This window comes from Arenibacter catalasegens, assembly GCF_002909235.1.
Classification (GTDB): domain Bacteria; phylum Bacteroidota; class Bacteroidia; order Flavobacteriales; family Flavobacteriaceae; genus Arenibacter; species Arenibacter catalasegens.
In genome coordinates this window covers 404,158-426,798 of record NZ_PHQQ01000001.1, presented here as the reverse complement: position 1 = coordinate 426,798, position 22,641 = coordinate 404,158, and the positions used below count along the sequence as shown (strand labels likewise).

Below are 22,641 nucleotides of genomic sequence, written 5' to 3'. Positions count from 1 at the left end.
TTTAGAAACTCATCGTCGAATAATTCTTCTTTTTTCATAATGTGTAAATATTTAAAATTAAACAAAAAAATAGCTGGGGCATGCCCCAGCTATTTTCTATTTACACACTTTATGAGATAGTCCTTTATTTCTTAAAGATGTAACGGGTAATAAAAATCCCTTGTCCATCATCCTTGCCGCTATCACTTTCAACTGCGCTGGTAACAAAGGCCAATTCCCATCCTTCAGCTACCATAGCATTAATTTTCGATGATATTAATGCATCATTGGCTGCAATATTTTGGAACCGTATACCCCCAATATTATAAAAGTTCAGAAGTTTTGTTTCTTCAAAATTCTTTACCCGTATATCACCGCGATCAGACTTGTTCCTAGTATTATCTTCTTCGGTTTGTTCACTAGTAAACTCCTTGTAATCCCTATCCTCTGTGGCGCTAATGATCCGGGATCTCCCCATACCACTTGGAACAATGGATTCTACACTGGTGATTACTTTGAATTGTTGGGCATTTACCTCCATAACGGTGACAAAAGCAAAGCAGGCAATGAGTATAAAATTTTTCATTTTCGTGTTTTTTTATGGTTCGTAATTGATTAACAACGATCAATTTTAAAAGCTAGTATAAAACTAAAGTTGTTTCTTTGTAGGCAAATCTGTCAGAATTCGTTAATGGAAGGAACTGTATATAAATCTACTGGAAGTTGGTATAGCGTAAAAACTGTGGATGGCGTTTTTTACGAATGTCGGATTAAGGGGAAATTTCGTCTTAAAGGTATAAAGAGTACCAACCCTGTGTCCGTTGGTGATATAGTGGAGTTTGAGCTAGATGGAGATGCTGACAATTTCCAGGGAATTATTACTGAGATTGGGGACAGAAAGAATTATATTATTAGAAAATCGGTTAACCTATCCAAGCAAACCCACATTATTGCGGCCAATTTAGATCAGGTTTTTTTAATCGTAACCTTAAATAATCCGCCAACTTCTACGAGTTTTATCGATCGGTTTTTGGTGACGTCAGAGGCATATCACATTCCTGCCGTATTACTATTTAATAAAATAGATACCTATAGTGAAGAGGAACTGGATGAGATAAAATATTTAGCCAACCTTTATAGAGAGGTTGGATACACCTGCATTGGAATATCTGCAAAAACTAAAAAAAATGTAGATAAGGTAAAGGACTTGATGGTGGGAAAAACGAGTATGTTTTCTGGACATTCCGGAGTGGGTAAATCTACTTTGGTCAATGCCATAGAGCCGCAACTGGACCTGAAAACAAAAAATATTTCTTCCCAACACATGCAGGGGCAACATACTACTACTTTCGCGGAAATGTTCGATTTGGAATTCGGGGCAAAAATAATTGATACCCCTGGAATCAAGGGATTTGGGATAGTAGATATGGAAAAGGAGGAAATAGGGGATTATTTTCCTGAATTTTTTAAGTTGAAAGGCGAATGCAAGTTTAATAATTGTCTGCATTTGGACGAGCCTCACTGTGCTGTAAAAGAAGCCTTGGATAATGATGAGGTGGCTTGGAGTAGGTATAAAAGTTATGTGCAGATGATTAGTGGGGAACAAGAGCACTATAGGGTAGATATTTACGGGGAAAAATAATGCGCGCAACAATACAAAGGGTAACTACTGCAAGTGTCACAGTGGATCATAAAATGGTTTCAGAAATATCAAAAGGACTACTTGTATTTTTAGGCATAGAGGAGGCCGATACGGAAGAGGATATAAAGTGGCTTGCCAATAAGATCGTAAATTTGAGAATTTTTAACGATGCGCAGGACGTAATGAATTTGTCTCTTCTTCAGGTTGAAGGGCAGGCTTTGGTAATAAGTCAGTTTACACTTCATGCATCTACAAAAAAAGGAAATAGGCCCAGTTATATTAAAGCTGCGAAACCAGAAGTAGCAGTTCCGTTATATGAAAAATTTGTGGTACAATTGACAACGGATCTCGGTAAGAAAGTTGGGACCGGTATTTTTGGGGCGGACATGAAAGTGGCGCTGCTTAATGACGGGCCGGTAACTATCCAAATAGACACAAAAAATAAAGAATAATGAACATAGAAAATGCACAAGAGGCCGTTGACGAATGGATCAAGGCCCATGGGGTACGTTATTTTAATGAGCTAACCAATATGGCCCAGCTTACCGAGGAAGTGGGGGAGGTAGCCCGTATTATAGCCAGGCGTTATGGTGAACAAAGCGAAAAGGAATCGGACAAGAATAAGGATCTAGGTGAAGAGTTGGCAGACGTACTTTTTGTAGTCCTTTGTTTGGCGAATCAGACAGGGATAAATTTACAAGAGGCATTTGATAAGAAATTAGACCTTAAGACCAAACGCGATCATGATCGTCACCACAACAATAAAAAGCTCAAATAGTACTATATTTGTCGTTTGTTTTTGATCCTTCATTCAGTAACAAAAAATAATGAATATAAGCTAAAAAATTCCTAAGAAATTGAAACTACATTTATCTACCCCATCGCAAAACTTAATAAAATCAGAAGTAAAAATAACCGGATCTAAAAGTGAATCCAATAGATTGTTATTATTACAGGCCTTATTTCCCAACATAAAAATCAGTAACCTTTCCAATTCTGATGATGCGGAAGTAATGCAAAAAGGGTTGCAGATTAGTAAAGGGGTAGTTGACATTCACCATGCGGGTACGGCCATGCGTTTTTTGACAGCCTATTTTGCGTCACAGGAAAATAAGGAAGTGACCCTTACTGGGTCTAAAAGAATGACCGAAAGACCAATAAAAGTATTGGTAGAGGCCTTGCGGAGTTTGGGCGCGGAAATTAACTATATAGACAACGAGGGCTTTCCTCCTATAAAAATTAAGGGCAAAAAATTGGTGAAGCATAAGGTAAGTCTTCCTGCAGATATTAGCAGCCAATATATTTCAGCATTGCTTTTAATAGCTCCAAGCTTGGAAAATGGACTGGAATTGGAATTGGTCGGTAAAATAACTTCGGTGCCTTATATAAAAATGACCTTGGGTTTGCTTTCGCAAATTGGGGTTGCTAATTCTTTTGAAGGAAATACAATTAAGGTGTCGCCAAAAGATGCTGTTGAATCTGCCACCCAGGTAGTGGAATCGGATTGGAGTTCTGCATCCTATTTTTATAGTATTGTTGCACTTTGCGATATAGGTACGGAAATTTCTTTAACGGCCTATAACAAAAATAGTCTTCAAGGGGATAGTGTTCTCAAGAATATTTATAAGGTATTCGGTGTGGAAACCAACTTTCTTGATCATCAGGTTATTTTGAAAAAAATAGCAAATCCTGAAAATACGAATTTCAATTTTGAACTTGCAAATGCACCGGATATAGCACAGACCATTGCCGTAACCTGTTTCGGATTGGGTGTAGGTTGTCATATGACGGGTCTGCATACCCTTAAGATTAAGGAAACAGACCGACTTGAAGCATTAAAGATCGAGTTGACCAAATTGGGTGCCCCCATTTCGGTGACCGATAGAACATTGACCCTGGAGGCGTCAAAGGAAATTAAAAAGGAAATAGCCATTGATACTTATAACGACCACAGAATGGCCATGGCTTTTGCACCTTTAGCCCTCAAAACTTCACTGTTTGTCAACGATGCCGAAGTGGTTTCCAAATCTTACCCAGACTTTTGGAAGGACATGGAAAATTTAAAAATCAAGGTGCAAACCATCTGATTTTTATTTATATGGGGATTTACTTGACATCGCCCCTTGCATCGTCGTATATTTGCAGCCGCTAAACATGAATCTAAATTTAAGGAATATACTAAATGAAATTATCGCACTTCAATTTTGAACTTCCAAACGAATTATTGGCAGAGTATCCAGCAGAGAATAGAGATGAGTCCAAATTAATGGTCGTTCACAGAGATACGGGCAAAATTGAGCACAAAATGTTCAAGGACCTTATTAATTATTTTGATGAGGGCGATGTAATGGTACTTAATAATACCAAAGTTTTTCCTGCTAGATTATACGGTAATAAAGAAAAGACAGGAGCTAGGATAGAAGTTTTTTTATTAAGGGAATTAAATGAGGAGCAACGTCTCTGGGATGTTTTGGTGGACCCTGCGCGTAAAATAAGAATTGGGAACAAACTTTATTTTGGCGATGATGAAACTTTGGTTGCCGAAGTAATAGACAATACAACCTCTAGAGGAAGAACTTTAAGGTTCTTGTATGATGGTTCCTATACCGATTTTAGAAGAAAATTAAAAGAACTTGGAGAAACACCTTTACCTAAATATATTAAGCGAAAGGTAGAGGCCGAGGATGAAAAAAGATATCAGACCATTTATGCCAAGCATGAAGGTGCAGTTGCTGCCCCTACGGCCGGTTTGCATTTTTCCAAACATTTATTAAAAAGATTGGAGATCAAGGGAATCGACTTTGCTGAAGTGACCTTGCATGTAGGTTTGGGCACTTTTAATCCTGTAGAAGTAGAAGATCTTTCCAAACATAAGATGGATAGTGAGGAATTGATCATAGATGAAAAGGCTACTGAAATTGTCAACTCTGCAAAAGTTAAGAAACAAAGAATATGTGCCGTAGGTACTACCGCTATGAGAGCTTTGGAAAGTGCAGTATCTTCGAAGCAGACCTTGAATACTTTTGATGGTTGGACAAACAAGTTTGTTTTTCCTCCATACGATTTTAGTATTGCAAATGCCATGGTAACCAATTTTCACTTACCAAAATCCACTTTGTTAATGATGGTATCGGCCTTTATGGGTCACGACTTAATGAAGAAAGCATATAAGGAGGCCATTTTAGAAGGATATAAATTTTATTCTTACGGGGACGCGATGTTGATTATATAAGTATCCAAAATAATATTTAAATCCCGTCAGTATCACAGATAAACCTGGATTGGCGGGATTTTTTTTTAGAATCATTTATCTTTAGGAAGTGGAAATCGCAAAAAACAAAAGAGATATAAGGGCGTTTACCAAAGAACAACTTAGGTCGTTCTTTGAAACCCAGGGAGACAAGGCCTTTAGGGGTAACCAGGTCTATGAATGGTTGTGGCAAAAATCGGCCCATACCTTTGAGGATATGACCAATATCTCTAAGGAAACTAGGCAGATGTTGGAAGATAATTTTGTGATCAACCACATCAAAGTGGATTTAATGCAACGCAGTAGCGATGGAACCATTAAGAACGCAGTTCGACTTCACGATGATCTTATTGTAGAATCCGTTTTAATTCCGACAAAAACGAGGACTACCGCCTGCGTATCAAGTCAGGTAGGATGTAGTTTGGATTGTAAATTTTGTGCCACCTCCCGACTAAAGCGGATGAGAAATTTAAATCCAGATGAGATTTATGACCAAGTTGTAGCCATAGATAATGAAAGTAGGTTGTATTTTGATCGTCCTTTGAGCAATATTGTTTTTATGGGCATGGGAGAGCCGTTAATGAATTATAATAATGTGATTAAGGCCATTGACAAGATAACTTCGCCAGAAGGATTGGGAATGTCCCCTAAGCGTATTATAGTGTCTACATCAGGAGTACCAAAGATGATACGAAAAATGGCCGATGAGGAAGTGAAGTTTAAGTTGGCGGTATCCCTACATTCGGCTATTGATGAAATACGGACTTCCATTATGCCATTTAACGCCAAATTTACTTTGGCCGACCTTCGTGAGTCACTAGAATATTGGTATCTAAAAACAAAGAGTAGGATAACTTATGAATACGTGGTTTGGGATGGTATTAACGATAGCCAAAAGGATGTAAATGCTTTGGTAGATTTCTGTAGGTTTGCTCCATCCAAGGTTAATCTAATTGAATACAACCCCATTGATGACGGGGAATTTCAACAAGCAAAAAACGCTGCCATTGAGATGTACGTAAATACATTGGAAAAAAATGGAATTACGGTAACCGTAAGACGTTCGAGGGGTAAGGATATTGACGCTGCTTGTGGACAATTGGCAAATAAATCCTAGATAAACCCTGCCAATAGGGTTATAGGTAAACCAGAGGGTGTTTCCAAACACAAATTCGCTGAAATCTATATATTACGGTTACATTACCGCTGTTGGCTGGTAATTACTATGTTTTTTTACCTAATTTTACGCAACAGAACAAGCAATCCAAAACAGCCTAATTTATCCCTTGAAAATTGTATCCCAAATAAAGGAACCGATTAATCAGGAAATGGAACTTTTTGAAAAAAAGTTTTATGAATCCATGTCTTCCAAGGTTGCCCTATTAAATAGGATTACTTACTATATCGTTAATCGAAAGGGGAAGCAAATGCGGCCGATGTTCGTTTTTCTTACAGCTAAACTTTTGAACAACGGCGAGATCAATGAAAGGACTTATAGAGGGGCATCCGTCATAGAATTGATCCATACCGCAACTTTGGTCCATGATGATGTGGTAGATGACAGTAATAAGCGTCGAGGCTTCTTCTCTGTAAATGCTTTATGGAAAAATAAAATTGCGGTTTTAGTGGGGGATTATTTACTTTCCAAAGGGCTTCTGTTGTCCATAGATAATGGAGATTTTGATCTTCTTAAAATTATTTCCGTCGCCGTGCGTGAAATGAGCGAGGGAGAACTACTGCAAATCGAGAAAGCCAGGCGTCTGGATATAACAGAAGACGTGTATTATGAGATTATTAGACAAAAAACGGCAACCCTAATTGCAGCTTGTTGTAGTTTGGGCGCCTGTTCCGTTAAGCCCGATTCCACGGATGTGGAGACATTTAGGAAATTTGGGGAACTAATTGGGATGGCTTTTCAAATTAAGGATGATTTGTTCGACTACGGAGAGGAAAGAATTGGCAAACCTACAGGAATCGATATTAAGGAACAAAAAATGACCTTGCCGCTTATTTTCGTTCTCAATAAAAGTTCAAAAGCTGAAAAAAAGTGGTTGATCAATTCTATTAAGAATCACAACAAGGATAAAAAGCGGGTAAAGGAAGTTATCGCATTCGTAAAAGAGAACGGTGGTCTTGAATATGCCGTAAAAAAGATGCTCGCCTATAAAGAACAGGCGCTGGCCTTATTGGGAACTTACCCAAAATCAGAATATAGGAGTTCACTGGAACTTATGGTAAACTATGTGGTGGATCGAAAAAAGTAAATTTATCCCACTGTAAATCAATAACTTATATTTTATTTTTAATTTCTTCAGAAAATATATCCTTAAAATGGGTCCTTCTGTAGGGCGAACAGATTATGGCAACAATAGAGCTCCCCCGGGATAGGGAAATCCATTAGAAATGGAAATAAGTTGTACTTGTTACTGCCAGTAAGGCACCCTTGTTTTGGCAATTAGGACAATAATCGATTTGAATTGATTTCGAAGTTGTCTTTCCGGAATTGGTCCCTAAAAATAAAAACATGGTAAGGCTGTTCTTTTTGCTATCTAAGAGAATTTGGGATAGTTAATTTTAAAATTTATATGGAGGCCTTTTCTTTTTTGCAACATTGTTGAATGTAGTATCTTTAGCCTTCCTAAAACGAAAGAAAAACTTGATTACAAAATCCACCATAGACAAAGTATATGAGACGGCCCGCTTGGAGGAGGTAATCGGAGATTTTGTTCAATTAAAGAAATCTGGCACCAATTTCAAAGGTTTAAGTCCGTTTACCGATGAACGCAGCCCCAGTTTTATGGTCTCCCCGGTTAAACAGATATGGAAGGACTTTAGTAGCGGAAAGGGTGGGAATGTTGTAGCCTTCCTAATGGAACATGAACATTTTTCCTATCCAGAGGCTATTAAATATTTGGCAAGGAAATACAATATTGAAATAGAGGAAACAGAGCAGAGCAACGAAGAAAAGGAGCAGACCAATGAACGCGAGAGTATGTATTTGGTTTCCGAATTTGCCCAAAAATATTTTTCCGAAGTTTTGTGGGAAAGGGAACAGGGCAAGGCTATTGGTTTAAGCTATTTTAAGGAACGTGGGTTTACGGATGATACCATTAAGAAGTTTGATCTGGGCTATTGTCTGGATCAGTGGGACGGATTTACCAAAGCGGCCCTTTCCAAGGGATATAAATTAAACTATCTGGAAAAAACGGGGCTTACTATTGTAAAGGAAGATGCTGGTAATCCCGAACAGAATAGGACCTTTGACCGTTTTAAAGGGCGTGTACTGTTTCCCATACACAGTATGAGTGGAAGGGTTTTGGGTTTTGGAGGTCGGATTTTAACAAATGACAAAAAGGCTGCCAAATACTTGAATTCACCTGAAAGTGAAATATACCATAAAAGCAAGGTGCTGTATGGTATTTACCTTGCAAAGCAGGCCATAGCCAAAGAAGATAATTGTTATTTGGTAGAAGGGTATACCGATGTTATACAGATGTATCAACGTGGTATTCACAATGTGGTAGCTTCTAGTGGTACGGCCTTGACTTCGGATCAGATAAGATTAATTAATAGGCTTACAAAGAATATTACGGTCTTGTTTGATGGCGATGCTGCTGGATTGCGGGCATCATTAAGGGGAATAGACTTAATTTTGGAGCAGGGAATGAATGTGAAAATCTGTACTTTCCCAGAAGGAGAGGACCCAGATAGTTTTTCCAAGAACAATGACTATGAGGATGTAGTGCTCTATCTTCAGGAGAATTCGAAGGATTTTATTCAATTTAAAGCTTCCCTATTGGTAGAGGAAGCTGCAAACGATCCTATAAAAAGAGCGGATACAGTAAGGGATATTGTAAATAGTATCTCGAAGATTCCAGATCGGATCCAAAAGGAAATCTATATTCAAGAGTGCGCTCAAATCATGAATATTTCTGAGGCGGTTTTGTTTAATACCTTGGCACAAATAGGGAAAAAGGACGTATCGGATGCCAATAAAAAGGTAAAGCAGGAGCAACAGGCCTTTGATGTAGTTAAGAATGAACCCTTACGACAGAAGGTGGATGTTCAATATGAACTGGAACGTAAGATTATAGAGATGTTGTTGCTTTACGGCGACCTAGATCAGAAGTTCGAGGATTTGGTATTAAAGGAAAATGAAAAGGGCGACTTGGAACTTGAGCCCGAATCCTTGGATACCAAGGTGTATGAAAAGATTTATTTGGATCTCCAAGATGATGAAATTGAACTGGCAAACGAACAGTTCAGGAATATCTATTATAAAATAATGGAAGACTTAAATGAGAAGGAAAATTTTTCCATTACCACCTTTATTGCCAGTTTGGACCAAGAATTGGCGTCGGAAATATCTTCCATTTTAATGGAAGAAGAAAAATATGCTTTGCATCAATGGGAACGTAAGGACATATATCCCAAAGATAAAAAGGTAGGAATTTCCCAGCTGGTCAGCGAAACTATTTTAACGCTGAGGTGTTATTTGATAAAGAAAAGAATCGGATCTCTTCAGGAGAATACTTTAAATAATAATGAAGGGAATATGGAGGCATTGGAAGAGATTATGAATTATATTCAGCTTAATGTTCTGTTAAACAAAAAACTGAACAGGGTTCTTTCATAGAAATTCAGCTCATGACGCCTAAAAAAAAGACCGCATCCCTTAATTCTGTTAAGGATGCGGTCTTTGTTTTAATATTATGGTACGGTGGCTAGTACAGTTCCAATGCCTTGGCTTGCTGTAATAAATCCACTAAGTTGTCTACATTCAATTTACGCATTAAACGCGCTTTGTAGGTGCTAACCGTTTTTTCGTTCAAGTCCAATCCTTGGGCCACTTCCTTGTTGCGTTTTCCACTGGCAAGCAGTTTAAGGACCTCGACTTCCCTGGTAGAAAGTTTTCTAAAGAATCTTCTTGGTTTTTGTGTTCCTTCATCAAAAGCAAGGCGTTGTGCAAGTTCGTTTGTGATAAACATATTGCCTTCGCTAACTTTTCTAATGGCACTTATAATATAATCTATCTCCGAAGTTTTGGATAAGTAGCCAAAGGCTCCAGCTCGTATGGTGCTTAATGCATAAACATCTTCAGACTGACCACTATAGATCAACACCCTTATATTAGGGTACTGCTTTTTAATTTTTCTAAGCGTTGCAATTCCATTAATTTCAGGAATGTCCATTTCCAGAAGAATAACGTCCGGGGTGTAGATTTCCAGCTTATTAAATAATTCTGTGGTAGTAGCTGCATCGGCAATAACTTCAATATCTGAAACAGCTTCCAGTACTTGTGTTACACCCATCCGCACTATAGGATGATTATCAGCAATTAAAATTTTGATCATTTTAGGTTATTTTTCTAGATTTCAACATCAATAATCATGTCCAAAAATACTGACACGCAATGTAGGGTTAAAATATCTAATTCGATAGGCAAAGCTTCATTTTTTTATTCAAAATCAAAAATTTATGCATGTTTTTTCGATTTAATCACTTGGTTCTTAGGTGAGAGGTTCATTTTAACGAATTTGGGATTTCACAAACCGGAATTGGAATCATCTTATGTTTGTTTGCGCGGTTAAATCTTTTGTATATCTGAAAAACCTCTTTTTGCCTATTAGAAAAATCTGTATCCACTTTTTCTTCTTCCTCCATTTGCATGGCCCATTCCAACTCCGGATAGGATGCTCCTATTTGATCTTCGTCTGTCCTGTCATCGCCCCATAATCCGTCTGTAGGTGCTGCCTTTATTATGTCTTCATTAATGCCAAGGACTTTTGCAATTTCGTATACTTCGGTTTTTAACAAATCAGCGATAGGGCTCAGGTCTACACCGCCATCTCCATATTTAGTGTAGAACCCTACACCAAAATCTTCCACCTTATTACCTGTTCCTGCTACCAATAGTTTATTCAATGCAGCAAAGTAATATAAGGTCGTCATTCTTAATCGTGCTCTGGTGTTCGCCAAGGACATAAATCTATCTTCCTCATTTTTAACATCTGGTAAAGCATTTACCAAGCTATTAAAAGTAGGTGTAAGATCTACAAGTTGTCTGTCTACTTTGGTATAATTGTTTTTCAGCCAGTTAATATGGTTGGATGCACGGGTTACTTGGTTGTCTGCCTGATGTATGGGCATTTCCAGACACAAAAGTTGTAGGCCCGTTTTGGCACATAAGGTAGAGGTAACCGCAGAATCTATGCCTCCCGAAATTCCTATTGTAAATCCATTTATATTTGCTTTGGTGGCATAATCCTTCAACCATGTCACTATATAGTCTATAACTTTTTCGGTCTGCATCTGAACAATTTATAAGGTTTAAAAACTTAACTTTGTATGGTAAAAATAAAGCCTAGAATTTAGAATTTAAAACATTAACCGAATTACTTTAGCATGCGAAAGGCCATATTCCTTATTTTTCTTCCAATTTTTATTTTTTTCAGTTGTGATAGTGCGGATAAATTGGCCGATGAGATAGCCAAAATAAATGTAGATGTGGAGGTCTTTAGGTTCGATAGGGAATTTGCCCAAGCAAAGCCTGTGGATATTCCTATTTTGAAAAAGAAATACCCATATCTTTTCCCTGTCAATTATTCGGATAGCATATGGATTGAAAAATTACAGGATACTTTGCAAATAGAGGTTCTTGATGAGGTTGGGAAATCCTATCCCAACTTTGATAAACAACAAGAGGATCTAATTGTATTGTTCAAGTATGTAAAGTATTATTTTCCAAAATATAATGTCCCTAAAGTGGTTACAGTGACTTCCGATGTGGATTATAACAATAGGATAATTTTAACGGATAGTTTGCTTCTTATCGGTCTTGATAATTATTTGGGGCAATCCCACAAGTTTTATCAAGGTATTTCCAAATATATTGCCAATGATTTGGATGAGAAATATTTGACCCGTGATGTAGCCAGTGCGTTTGCCAAAACTGTGGTGCCCTCTCCTCGGGACCGCACTTTTTTAGCACAACTTATTTTTTATGGCAAAGAGCTGTACCTAATGAAAAAGCTGATGCCTCAAAGTTCCGATGCCATTACAATGGGTTATGAATCTGAAGAATTGGAATGGGCCAATGCCAACGAGGAACAGATTTGGCGTTATTTTATAGAACGTCAATTATTATACAGTACCAATAGTAAATTGGGACCACGATTTTTGGATCCAGCACCTTTTTCGAAATTTGAATTGGAACTTGATAACGAGTCGCCTGGTAAAATAGGGAGGTATTTAGGTTGGCAAATAGTAAGGGCATTCATGAATAATAATAAGATTTCTTTACAGGATATGTTGACCGTACCTGAAGAAGAACTTTTTAAAAGATCGGGATATAAACCTAGAAAGCAGTAAAAGATCAAAACAAATCAAAAGCAAAATAATGGCAAAATTACATACATCAGAAATTACGTTAAGAGTTGGATTGGATGAAAATAGGGTTCCTCAGGAATTATCGTGGTCCGCTCAAGATGGTGGTATAGATAATGAAAATGCCAAGGCAATGTTATTGTCCGTGTGGGATAGTGAAAACCAGGAATCCTTGAAAATAGACTTATGGACCAAGGATATGCCCGTGGATGAAATGAAAATCTTTTTTCACCAAACTTTAGTTTCTTTGTCCGATACATTTTTGAAGGCAACACAAGATGAAAAAATGACAGCGACAATGAAGGATTTTTGCGATTATTTTGCTGAAAAATTGGAGTTAAAAAAATAGTTGCTTTTAAACTGTTTGTCCTCTTGGGCTTGCTATTTGAATTTCCATTAAGTAATCTCATCGTTTATCGACTAAGCACGCAATAGCAAATTTTTAGCTTATTGGTATGGATAGTACCCCCTTAGAACAGCTTGTTTTTGTATATAATGCCAATTCCGGCGCGGGTAATGCATTGCTGGGTAGTGCCCATAAAATTTTAAGTCCTAGCTCCTACGATTGTAATTTATGCGCGATAACCTTTGGTGTTTTTTCTGAAAATAAAAAATGGAAAGAATTCAGACAAAATTCTGGCTTGGAAATGGAATTTCTTCATTTGGATGAGTTTAAGGAACGCTATCCAAATGAAAATCATAGTAAGCACGCCTTTCCAAAGGTGTTTATTTCAAAAAATGGCGGACTGTTAGAGTTTCTTAATAAAGAAGTGATAAATACCATGAAGAATCAAGAAGCCTTAATATTGGGTATTTGGGAAAAATATACCCAAAAAACTCAGGTGTAATTAGAGGCGGATCTAACGTATTTCTTTAAAAAAATTGGTGTTTAATTCATCAATATAACCTAACAATTCTTCTTGGCCAATACCGCTAGTGGAGGACGTAACAAAATAATTGGGTGCTTCTTCCCAGACTCCTTCCAGTAGTTGTTTTATGTAGTCATTAACGTGATTTTCAATCGCTTTTGGCCTCAATTTATCCGCTTTGGTGAAAATCATGCAAAATGGAATCTGGTTTTCTCCCATCCATTCCAGAAATTCCAAATCTACTTTTTGGGGTTCATGTCTAATATCGATCAAAACAAAGGCACATACCAATTGCTGTCGCTCAATAAAGTAGTCGGTAATATATTTTTGGAAGGTTTTTTTGTCTTTTTTGGATACACGGGCATATCCATATCCGGGTAAATCTACCAAAAACCAATTTTCGTTAATTTTAAAATGATTTATGAGCTGAGTCTTTCCGGGCCGTCCAGATGTTTTGGCCAATCCTTTCCTTTGGGTAAGCATATTGATCAAGGAAGATTTTCCTACATTGGAACGCCCTATAAAAGCGTATTCCGGCAAATTGTCCTTTGGGCAATTTATTACGTTGGAATTGCTCATGACAAAGTCGGCCGACTTTATTTTCATTTGATTGCGATTAAAGTATTATTAGTCTTGACTTCCGATTATAAATTTCGTTTCTCTAGCCAAGCGTCAAGGACGTTGTTGAATTCTAGGGGATGTTCCATCATTGGTGCATGTCCGCACTTATCGATCCAAAATAAATCGGAATCGGGCAGAAGGGCATGAAATTCCTCGGCCACATTTGGGGGGGTAACACTATCGTTTTTGCCCCATATTATGCAAGTGGGTGTCAGCATGTGTGGTAAATCTTTGGACATATTGTGCCTAATGGCACTTTTTGCTATAGATAATGTTTTTACCAATTTAATTCGGTCATTTACCGTAGCAAAAACTTCGTCAACAATTTCTTTGGTGGCTATTTCCGGATCGTAAAACACATCTTGTGCTTTTTTCTTTATAAATTCATAATCACCACGCTTGGGGTAACCGTCGCCCATAGCACTTTCGTATAGGCCAGAACTACCTGTTATAACCAAGGCCTTAACCATTTTTGGATATAATTTGGTGTGAAGAAGACCAATATGGCCCCCCAGGGAATTACCTAAAAGAATTACATCTTCTAGTCCTTTGTGCACTATAAACCGTTCTAGAAATTTGGCAAAACTCTTTACGTTAGTCTTGAGCAATGGCATATCATAAATCGGAAGTTCGGGTACCAATACCTTATAACCCTTAGGCGGGAAATGATTCATAACCCCATGGAAATTACTCAATCCGCCCATGAGGCCGTGCAATATTATAATGGGTGTTCCTTCACCCATTTCAATGTAGCGGTATTTCCCCTCTTTAATTATCTTTTTTTCCATTAAGGATGGTTCTGGTCTTAGTTGACAAATATAGGCATTTCATTGTTATACAAGTATAGCCAAGTTTTTGGAAAGGCAATAAATAATGACATTTTATTTGTTAAAAGAATTTTTGTGGAATCCTCCCTAAGGTTTTTTGAGTAGGCATTTTGAGTGTCATTTGTCGATAAAGTATGCATTTTATTAACAAAGTGGTATTTTGTGGTAAATTGTGGTAATAATTTCTATATATTTGAGTTATTAAATTAAAAACCAGCTACTTTAAGTGATAAATTTCATTGGAACATATGATTGTAAGGCCGATTCTAAAGGAAGGGTAATGCTTCCTGTGGCGCTTAAAAATCAGATGTCACCCGTAATTAATGATGGTTTTGTTGTAAAGCGTTCGGTTTTTCAACCTTGTTTAGAGTTGTATCCCATGGCAGAGTGGAATTTGCTGATGGAGAAAATGAACAAGAAAAACAGATTTAAGAAAAAAAACAACGATTTCATAAGAAGATTTTCTGCAGGAGTAAAGGTAGTGGAAATAGATGCCACAGGTAGGTTGTTGATTCCAAAAAATTTGGTAGATGTGGCAGGAATTGCTAAAGAAGTAGTGCTGAGTTCTGCAATCAATATTATTGAGATCTGGGATAAGGATAGTTATGAAAAGGTATTGGAGGAAACGGCCGAGGACTTTGCAAGTTTGGCAGAAGAAGTAATGGGAGACGACGATGATGACATATCATAATCCAGTATTGTTGAAAGAGTCCGTTGATGGACTACATATAAAGCCCGATGGAGTTTATGTGGACGTGACTTTTGGAGGTGGTGGACATTCTAGGGAGATATTGAAAAGGTTGGGGGAAGAAGGAAGACTGTTGGCATTTGATCAGGATGAAGATGCATTGCAAAATGTTATTGATGATGGACGCTTTCAGTTGATAAATGAAAACTTTAGGTATGTAAAGCAGTTTTTGAAGTTCTATGGAGTAAAGAAAGTAGATGGGATTTTGGCCGATTTTGGAGTGTCATCGCATCAATTTGATAAGGCGGAAAGAGGTTTTTCAACTCGTTTTGATGCAGATCTAGATATGCGCATGAGCAAGAAAAATCAGATTTCAGCTTTTGACGTGGTAAATGTTTATGACTTTGACGAGTTGAGTAGGGTTCTCTTTCAGTATGGTGACCTGAGGAATGCCAATGCAATGGCAAAGACCATAATAGAGCGTAGGGAGGTTGATCCCATAAAGACCACAGATCAATTAAAAGAGGTGTTGGGGCAATACCTGCCAAAGCATAGGGAGCATAAAATATTGGCTCAGATATATCAAGCTATAAGGATAGAAGTGAACCAGGAGATTCAGGTGATAAAAGAGTTTTTGTTGCAAGTGCCGGAATTGTTGAATGAAGGGGGTAGGTTGAGTGTTATTAGTTACCATTCCTTGGAGGACAGGCTTGTTAAAAGGTTTATTAGAGCAGGTCAGTTTGAAGGGGAGCCGGAAAAGGATTTTTATGGGAATATAGAGGTTCCGTTAAAAAAGGTTGGAGGATTGGTGGTTCCTTCAAGAGAAGAGATAAGGAGTAATAATAGAGCGAGAAGCGCCAAATTGAGAATTGCAGAGCAAGCCTAAATTTAGCGGGTTATTGTGAAGAATCCATCAAAGAGGTGTTTGTGTTGAGATAATATAGTTGAATGATTTTTTAAGTGATGAGAAAAGGAATATTAGACATATTAAAAGGAAAGTTTTTGGTGAGTGGAGGCGCTCCAAAAAACTGGCTGTTTATTATTTACATTTCTTTTTTGGCAACAGTAATGATTGCCAGTTCCCATAGCGCCGATGGAAAAGTTCATAAAATAGCCGCTCTTGATGAGCAGGTTAAGGAGTTAAGAAGTGAGTTTGTGGATGTTCGTTCGGACATGCAGGAGTTAAAGTTGGAATCGACGGTGTTGAGAATCTTGGAGCAGGATGGATTATTTCCTTCGGAAACTCCTCCAAAAAAAATAAAAGTTAAAAAAGAAACAGAGGAATAGTGGCGGTAACTGAAAAAAACATATTGACCAGATTGTACATTGTGGCAGGATTGCTATTCCTGTTTGCAATGGCCGTTTTGGTTAAATTGGTCAGTATACAAATGGTGGAAGGGGATAAGTATCGGAAGCTTGCCATGGATCGAACGGAAAAAATGTTCACCATTGCACCCAAGAGAGGCAATCTCTATTCTGATGATGGCAGTTTGCTGGCTACTTCGGTTTCTAGATATACCATTCGTTTTGATGCTGTAACTGTTGGGAAAAAAGATTTCGAAGAAAATGTAAAGGCCTTGTCGGATTCTTTGGCAAAATTGTTCGGTAAGACAACCTCCCATTATCAGCAAGTGTTAAGAAAGGCAAAAGTAAATAAGAATAGATATGCCTTGGTAGCCAGAAATTTGGACTATTCGGATTATGTGGCAGTAAGACAATTTCCACTATTTAACAAAGGTCCGTATAAAGGAGGTTTGATCATTGAACAAAAAATAGTTCGTGAGCACCCCTTAGGTAAAATCGCTGAACGTAGTGTGGGGTATGAAAGGGTTGATGAGGATGGATATTACACTAGAGTTGGGCTTGAAGGGGCCTTTGGTCAATATTTAAGGGGGGTTGAAGGTAAAAGGCTAAAGCAAAAAATAGCAAAAGGACAGTGGAAGCCAATAGGTTGGGATAATATTGTAGAGCCCCAAGATGGTTATGATGTTGTTTCTACTATAGATATCAATATACAGGATATTGCCCATCATGCTTTATTGGGGCAATTGGAAAAGTATAATGCGGAACACGGTTGTGTAATTGTAATGGAAACCAAGACAGGGGAGGTCAAGGCTATATCTAACTTGGGAAGAACTACGGATGGTAAATATTACGAGCGATTAAATTATGCCATTGGAGAATCACATGAGCCGGGGTCTACCTTTAAACTAATGTCCATGGTCGTGGCCTTGGAGGATAAAGTAATTGATACCAGTACTGTAATTGACACAGAAAAAGGCACATATAAGGTTTATAACAGGACGGTTAGGGATTCTAAACACGGAGGGTATGGTAAAATAACGGCGGCCAAAGCATTTGTAGTGTCTTCCAATACCGCCTTCGCTAAAATTATCAATAATAACTATAAGGACAATCCGGAGAAATTTGTGAACCGTCTAATGAATATGAACCTTCATAGGGAATTGGGTTTGCCGGTAAAAGGAGAGGGAATCCCTGTAATACGCTATCCTGGGGATAAGGGTTGGTCAGGAGTTTCTTTGGCGTGGATGTCACATGGATATGAGGTTTCCTTAACCCCATTACAGACCTTAACGTTTTATAACGCCATTGCAAATGATGGGGAGATGTTAAAGCCTAGGCTTATAAAAGAGGTAAAGGAGTGGGATAAGACCATTCTGAAATTTGAAAAAGAAATCATTAATCCTTCTATCTGCTCAAAGGAAACAGCACATAAAGTGCAGCAATTGCTTAAAGACGTTGTGGAGAAAAAGTATGGTACTGGACATGGGCTTTATTCGCCTAATTTTTCCATGGCTGGGAAAACAGGAACCACACAGAAGAATTATGTTTCCAAGGATCCAGAAGTAATGAAGTACATATCAACTTTTGCGGGCTACTTTCCTGCGGACGATCCCAAATATTCTTGTATTGTGGTAATTCATGAGCCCGATAAGACTGTTGGTTACTACGGTGCAGATGTGTCTGGTCCCGTTTTTAAATCCGTTGCTCAAAAAATTTATGCAAGTTCCCCTTTGGTAGATGAGGTAGATGTCCATGATGCAGAGACCAAGGGCTTGGACGAAGATTTTCAAAAATATTTTGCCGCTTCCAATAAAAATTACAATGAAGTGCCTAATGTAGAGGGTATGAGCGGGATGGATGCAGTTTCTATTCTTGAAAACTTAGGGATAGAGGTAGAGGTAAAGGGAAATGGAAAGGTCAAAAAGCAATCTATTGCTAAAGGGACTGATCTGAAAAAGGTAAATAAAATAGTTTTGGTATTATCATGAAAACGCTAAAGGACATATTGTATGGGGTTAGCCTTTCTGCTGTAAGTGGTTCTACTTCCATTATGGTGAACAATATTTGTTTCGATTCTAGAAAGGTCGGAATGGATGATGTTTTTGTGGCTATAAAGGGAGTTGTAGCAGACGGTCATCTCTTCATAGATAAGGCCATTGCTTTAGGGGCTAAATCTATTGTGTGCGAAGAACTTCCAAAACAATTGGTCAATGAAATAACCTATGTTGAGGTGGACAGTGGCAACAGGGCTTTAGCGATAATGGCATCCAACTTTTATGGCAATCCTTCCAAGAATTTAAGACTCGTTGGGGTTACGGGGACCAATGGTAAGACCACCGTAAGCAGTCTGTTATATCAATTGTTTAAAAAAGCTGGTTTTAAAGTGGGGTTGATATCCACTATAAGGATAATGGTAGATGTGAAGGAATATTCCACTACCCATACGACTCCGGATGCCCTTACAATCAACAAATACTTGCAGTTGATGAACGATGCCGGTGTTGAGTATTGCTTTATGGAAGTTAGTTCTCACGGTATCCATCAAAAAAGAACGGAAGGATTGGTGTTTGAAGGTGCTATTTTCACCAATCTGTCCCATGATCATTTAGATTATCATAAAACTTTTGCCGAGTACCGGGATGCCAAGAAGATGTTGTTTGATAGGTTATCAAAAAAAGCATTCGCACTCACCAATATTGATGATAAGAACGGCTTGGTAATGTTGCAGAATACAGCAGCAAGAAAGTATACCTATGCATTAAAGTCCTATGCCAATTATAGGGCTCAAATATTGGAAAATCAGTTTAGTGGCCAATTGTTGAAGGTCGATGATAATGAAGTGTGGACCAGATTGATCGGTGATTTTAATGCTTATAATATGTTGGCCATATATGCTACAGCGGATTTATTAGGATTGGAAAAATTGGAAACCTTACGCCTCCTTAGTGAATTGGAAAATGTGGATGGAAGGTTTCAATATTATATATCAAAAGAAAAAATTACAGCTATTGTTGATTATGCCCATACACCGGATGCCTTGAAAAATGTACTTGATACTATCAGTACATTGAGGACTGGAAATGAAAATGTCATCACCGTCGTGGGGTGTGGTGGTGACAGAGATAAGTCTAAGCGTCCGGTTATGGGTCATATCGCATCATCATTAAGCAATAAGGTCATTTTCACCTCTGACAACCCTAGGTCTGAATCCCCGACGGTTATTATCGAGGAAATGGAAGCTGGTGTAGAACCACAAAATGTAAGTAAAACATTGTCTATTGTGAACAGGAAACAGGCCATTAAAACGGCATGTCAATTGGCGGCTGCCCAGGATATAATATTAATAGCGGGTAAAGGCCATGAAACTTATCAGGAAACCAATGGTGTTCGCGAAGATTTTGATGATTTTAAAATGGTAAAGGAATTGTTGACCAGTATAAAGAAATAGCATATTAGGTCAGCAATAATAAAGTGAATAACATTAAACAATAAGCCCAAGAATGCTATACTATTTGTTCGAATATTTGGAAAAACATTATCAACTGCCAGGGGCGGGGCTTTTCCAATTTATTACGTTTAGGGCAGCAATGGCGGTAATGTTTTCACTTATTTTGGCCACGGTCTATGGGAAAAGGATTATTAATTTTTTAAGGCGCAAACAAATTGGGGAAACCGTAAGGGATTTGGGTCTGGATGGCCAGAAACAGAAAGCTGGTACTCCCACCATGGGTGGACTGATCATTATTATGTCCACATTAATTCCGGTATTGTTATTCGCCCGTTTTTTGGACAATATTTATATAATCCTTTTAATCGTTACTACGATCTGGATGGGAATAATTGGCTTTGTAGACGATTACATCAAAATTTTCAAAAAGGATAAAGAAGGATTAAAGGGAAGATTTAAAGTGATAGGTCAGGTAGTTCTAGGCCTTATGGTGGGGGCAACTTTGTATTTCCATCCAGATGTGACCGTAAGGGAGCATACCAGGACAGAAATCACCCAGAATTATACGGTTAAGAAGGTGCCGGCCAAGGAGATTAAATCTACCATGACCACCTTGCCGTTTATAAAAAATAACGAATTGGATTATGCCCGTTTTATTACTTGGATGGGAGATGGGATGGAGAAATATGCATGGTTGGTATTTATTCCCATTATCATAATTATTGTTACTGCCGTTTCCAATGGAGCAAACCTAACCGATGGAATAGATGGGTTGGCTGCTGGTACATCGGCTATAATCGTATTTACGCTCGGCATATTTACCCTCGTTTCTGGAAATATAATCTTCTCCGATTATTTAGATATCATGTTTATTCCTAGAGTAGGAGAATTAGTGGTCTTTATCGCCGCCTTTGTAGGCGCCTTGGTGGGGTTTTTATGGTACAACGCTTATCCAGCAACCGTTTTTATGGGAGATACTGGTAGTTTGACCATTGGAGGGATAATTGCTGTTATAGCCATCATAATCCGGAAAGAATTATTGATTCCTGTCTTGTGTGGAATTTTCTTTGCAGAATCAATTTCCGTAATGCTACAGGTGGGGTATTTTAAATATACCAAGAAGAGATTTGGGGAAGGTAAGCGGATATTCCTTATGGCACCTTTACATCATCATTATCAGAAAAAAGGATACCATGAAAGTAAAATTGTAACCAGATTCTGGGTGGTTGGAATCCTATTGGCGGTAATAACCATTGTAACCTTAAAGGTGAGATAGAATGAAGCGGTTGGTTGTTTTGGGTGGTGGAGAAAGTGGTGTTGGAACGGCTATTTTAGGTAAAAAGGAAGGTTTTGAAGTTTTTGTCTCCGACAAGGGGAGCATTAAAGAGGAATATAGAAAAGTTCTTGAACATTTTGAGATTGATTGGGAAGAAAAACAGCATACCGAGACCAAGATTTTAAATGCGGATTTGGTTATGAAAAGTCCTGGTATCCCCGATACGGTTCCATTGATAGTCCAGTTGAAAAGGAAAGGAATTCCGATTATTTCGGAAATCGAGTTTGCATCCAACTATACAAAAGCTACCATTATTGGGATTACAGGTAGTAATGGAAAAACTACCACGACCATGCTTACAAACCATATTTTAAAGGCAGCCGGACTAAATGTGGGTATGGCGGGGAATATTGGTGATAGTTATGCCAAAATGGTTGCGGAAAAGGATTTTGATTATTACGTGTTGGAGATAAGTAGTTTTCAATTGGACGGAATTGTGGACTTTAAGCCACATATTGCCATCCTTACAAATATTACTCCAGATCACTTGGATAGATATGAATACCAATTTGAGAACTATATAGCATCCAAGTTTAGAATTGCCAAAAACCAGACCAAGGAAGATTATTTAATATATGATGCCGATGATGAAGTAATAGTCGACTGGTTGAAAAAGAACCCGGTCCAATCAAAATTATTGCCCTTTTCAATTGAGAAAAAATTGGTTGAAGGGGCATATATAGAAAATGATAAAATAATTATTAAAACTGACAATAACACAATAGAGATGGGTACAGATGCTTTGGCTTTGGAGGGAAAACATAATTTAAAGAATACAATGGCGGCTACCACAGCGGCTAAATTAATTAGTATTAGAAAAGAAACTATCCGTAGAAGCATAGAGAATTTTCAAGGGGCGGAGCATAGGTTGGAAAAAGTGTTAAAAATACATCATGTACAATATGTCAACGATTCCAAGGCTACCAATGTGAATGCTACTTATTATGCTTTGGACAGTATGAGAACTCCAACGGTGTGGATCGTAGGGGGAGTGGACAAAGGGAATGATTATAAAGAGCTAATGTCTTTGGTGCGTGAAAAAGTAAAGGCAATTATTTGTTTGGGAATGGACAATTCCAAAATAAAGGATGCCTTTGGAAATGTGGTAGACCTTGTTGTGGAAACATATGCAATGGATGAGGCTGTAAAGGTGGCGTATAAGATTGCAGAGCGGGGAGATACGGTATTACTGTCACCGGCATGTGCCAGTTTCGACTTGTTCAAGAATTATGAGGATAGGGGAAATCAGTTTAAAGCAGCAATTAAAAAATTATAAACTGTGTTGGAATT

The 22,641-nt window shown here is 38.0% G+C and carries 23 protein-coding genes; 18 read left to right on the top strand and 5 right to left on the bottom strand.

The features are described from left to right. Positions 1-124 precede the first annotated feature (124 nt). Entirely contained in the window at positions 125-565 is a 441-nt protein-coding gene (locus CWD90_RS01895; protein ID WP_103474215.1) for a hypothetical protein, read from the bottom strand. A gap of 105 nt (positions 566-670) precedes the next feature. Here CWD90_RS01895 and rsgA point away from each other — a divergent pair, with 105 nt between their 5' ends. The 8 genes from rsgA (at position 671) to dnaG (ending at position 9,507) form a co-directional block, all read left to right on the top strand. Then, complete coding sequence (gene rsgA, locus CWD90_RS01890; protein ID WP_103474214.1) at positions 671-1,621, top strand: ribosome small subunit-dependent GTPase A; 951 nt, start codon at positions 671-673, stop codon at positions 1,619-1,621. Then, positions 1,621-2,073: a D-aminoacyl-tRNA deacylase gene (dtd, locus tag CWD90_RS01885; protein WP_103474213.1), complete on the top strand. Its 453-nt coding sequence runs from the start codon at positions 1,621-1,623 to the stop codon at positions 2,071-2,073. The genes rsgA and dtd overlap by 1 nt, the downstream gene beginning before the upstream one ends. Continuing rightward, positions 2,073-2,399 (top strand): nucleotide pyrophosphohydrolase, encoded by a 327-nt coding sequence (locus tag CWD90_RS01880; RefSeq protein WP_103474212.1) that lies wholly within the window; start codon positions 2,073-2,075, stop codon positions 2,397-2,399. The genes dtd and CWD90_RS01880 overlap by 1 nt, the downstream gene beginning before the upstream one ends. Positions 2,400-2,478: 79 nt before the next feature. Next, the gene (locus CWD90_RS01875; RefSeq protein WP_103474211.1) at positions 2,479-3,708 is read left to right on the top strand and encodes a 3-phosphoshikimate 1-carboxyvinyltransferase; all 1,230 of its coding nucleotides are present in this window, start codon (positions 2,479-2,481) and stop codon (positions 3,706-3,708) included. Positions 3,709-3,803: 95 nt separating this feature from the next. Next, entirely contained in the window at positions 3,804-4,853 is a 1,050-nt protein-coding gene (gene queA, locus CWD90_RS01870) for a tRNA preQ1(34) S-adenosylmethionine ribosyltransferase-isomerase QueA (RefSeq protein ID WP_103474210.1), read from the top strand. Between the two features lie 94 nt (positions 4,854-4,947). Then, positions 4,948-5,988, top strand: a complete 1,041-nt coding sequence (gene rlmN / locus CWD90_RS01865; protein ID WP_394335813.1) for a 23S rRNA (adenine(2503)-C(2))-methyltransferase RlmN — start codon at positions 4,948-4,950, stop codon at positions 5,986-5,988. A gap of 169 nt (positions 5,989-6,157) precedes the next feature. Continuing rightward, positions 6,158-7,135 carry a polyprenyl synthetase family protein gene (locus tag CWD90_RS01860; protein WP_103474208.1) on the top strand — a complete coding sequence of 326 codons (978 nt, stop codon included), beginning with the start codon at positions 6,158-6,160 and terminating at the stop codon, positions 7,133-7,135. A 392-nt stretch (positions 7,136-7,527) separates the two neighbouring features. After that, positions 7,528-9,507 carry a DNA primase gene (gene dnaG / locus CWD90_RS01855; protein WP_103474247.1) on the top strand — a complete coding sequence of 660 codons (1,980 nt, stop codon included), beginning with the start codon at positions 7,528-7,530 and terminating at the stop codon, positions 9,505-9,507. Positions 9,508-9,595: 88 nt separating this feature from the next. Here the strand turns inward: dnaG and CWD90_RS01850 are convergent, their stop codons facing one another. Then, positions 9,596-10,225 (bottom strand): response regulator, encoded by a 630-nt coding sequence (locus CWD90_RS01850; protein WP_103474207.1) that lies wholly within the window; start codon positions 10,223-10,225, stop codon positions 9,596-9,598. Between the two features lie 169 nt (positions 10,226-10,394). Further along, the gene (gene nadE / locus CWD90_RS01845) at positions 10,395-11,183 is read right to left on the bottom strand and encodes an NAD(+) synthase (RefSeq protein WP_103474206.1); all 789 of its coding nucleotides are present in this window, start codon (positions 11,181-11,183) and stop codon (positions 10,395-10,397) included. Between the two features lie 93 nt (positions 11,184-11,276). Here nadE and gldB point away from each other — a divergent pair, with 93 nt between their 5' ends. The 3 genes from gldB (at position 11,277) to CWD90_RS01830 (ending at position 13,105) form a co-directional block, all read left to right on the top strand. After that, complete coding sequence (gene gldB / locus CWD90_RS01840; RefSeq protein ID WP_103474205.1) at positions 11,277-12,242, top strand: gliding motility lipoprotein GldB; 966 nt, start codon at positions 11,277-11,279, stop codon at positions 12,240-12,242. Positions 12,243-12,270: 28 nt separating this feature from the next. Further along, positions 12,271-12,606, top strand: a complete 336-nt coding sequence (gldC, locus tag CWD90_RS01835) for a gliding motility protein GldC (RefSeq protein ID WP_103474204.1) — start codon at positions 12,271-12,273, stop codon at positions 12,604-12,606. A 106-nt stretch (positions 12,607-12,712) separates the two neighbouring features. Beyond that, on the top strand, positions 12,713-13,105 hold the full coding sequence (locus CWD90_RS01830; RefSeq protein WP_103474203.1) for a GTPase: 393 nt from the start codon (positions 12,713-12,715) through the stop codon (positions 13,103-13,105). 12 nt (positions 13,106-13,117) lie between these two features. Here CWD90_RS01830 and yihA read toward each other — a convergent pair whose 3' ends face one another. Beyond that, the gene (gene yihA / locus CWD90_RS01825; protein ID WP_103474202.1) at positions 13,118-13,732 is read right to left on the bottom strand and encodes a ribosome biogenesis GTP-binding protein YihA/YsxC; all 615 of its coding nucleotides are present in this window, start codon (positions 13,730-13,732) and stop codon (positions 13,118-13,120) included. Between the two features lie 38 nt (positions 13,733-13,770). Next, complete coding sequence (locus CWD90_RS01820; RefSeq protein ID WP_103474201.1) at positions 13,771-14,535, bottom strand: alpha/beta fold hydrolase; 765 nt, start codon at positions 14,533-14,535, stop codon at positions 13,771-13,773. Between the two features lie 265 nt (positions 14,536-14,800). Between CWD90_RS01820 and mraZ the strand changes: the two genes are divergently transcribed. From mraZ to murD, 7 genes are all read left to right on the top strand, one after another. Then, positions 14,801-15,265 carry a division/cell wall cluster transcriptional repressor MraZ gene (gene mraZ / locus CWD90_RS01815; RefSeq protein ID WP_103474200.1) on the top strand — a complete coding sequence of 155 codons (465 nt, stop codon included), beginning with the start codon at positions 14,801-14,803 and terminating at the stop codon, positions 15,263-15,265. Continuing rightward, complete coding sequence (gene rsmH / locus CWD90_RS01810) at positions 15,252-16,148, top strand: 16S rRNA (cytosine(1402)-N(4))-methyltransferase RsmH (RefSeq protein WP_103474199.1); 897 nt, start codon at positions 15,252-15,254, stop codon at positions 16,146-16,148. Before mraZ ends, rsmH begins: the two co-directional genes overlap by 14 nt. 77 nt (positions 16,149-16,225) lie before the next feature. Further along, positions 16,226-16,549 (top strand): FtsL-like putative cell division protein, encoded by a 324-nt coding sequence (locus CWD90_RS01805; RefSeq protein ID WP_103474198.1) that lies wholly within the window; start codon positions 16,226-16,228, stop codon positions 16,547-16,549. Next, entirely contained in the window at positions 16,549-18,555 is a 2,007-nt protein-coding gene (locus tag CWD90_RS01800; protein ID WP_103474197.1) for a penicillin-binding protein, read from the top strand. Before CWD90_RS01805 ends, CWD90_RS01800 begins: the two co-directional genes overlap by 1 nt. Then, a complete protein-coding gene (locus tag CWD90_RS01795) occupies positions 18,552-20,015 on the top strand; it encodes a UDP-N-acetylmuramoyl-L-alanyl-D-glutamate--2,6-diaminopimelate ligase (RefSeq protein WP_103474196.1) in 1,464 nt (487 codons plus the stop codon). Before CWD90_RS01800 ends, CWD90_RS01795 begins: the two co-directional genes overlap by 4 nt. A 52-nt stretch (positions 20,016-20,067) precedes the next feature. Further along, entirely contained in the window at positions 20,068-21,291 is a 1,224-nt protein-coding gene (gene mraY, locus CWD90_RS01790; RefSeq protein WP_103474195.1) for a phospho-N-acetylmuramoyl-pentapeptide-transferase, read from the top strand. Between the two features lies 1 nt (position 21,292). After that, a complete protein-coding gene (gene murD, locus CWD90_RS01785) occupies positions 21,293-22,627 on the top strand; it encodes a UDP-N-acetylmuramoyl-L-alanine--D-glutamate ligase (RefSeq protein ID WP_103474194.1) in 1,335 nt (444 codons plus the stop codon). Positions 22,628-22,641: the final 14 nt, after the last annotated feature.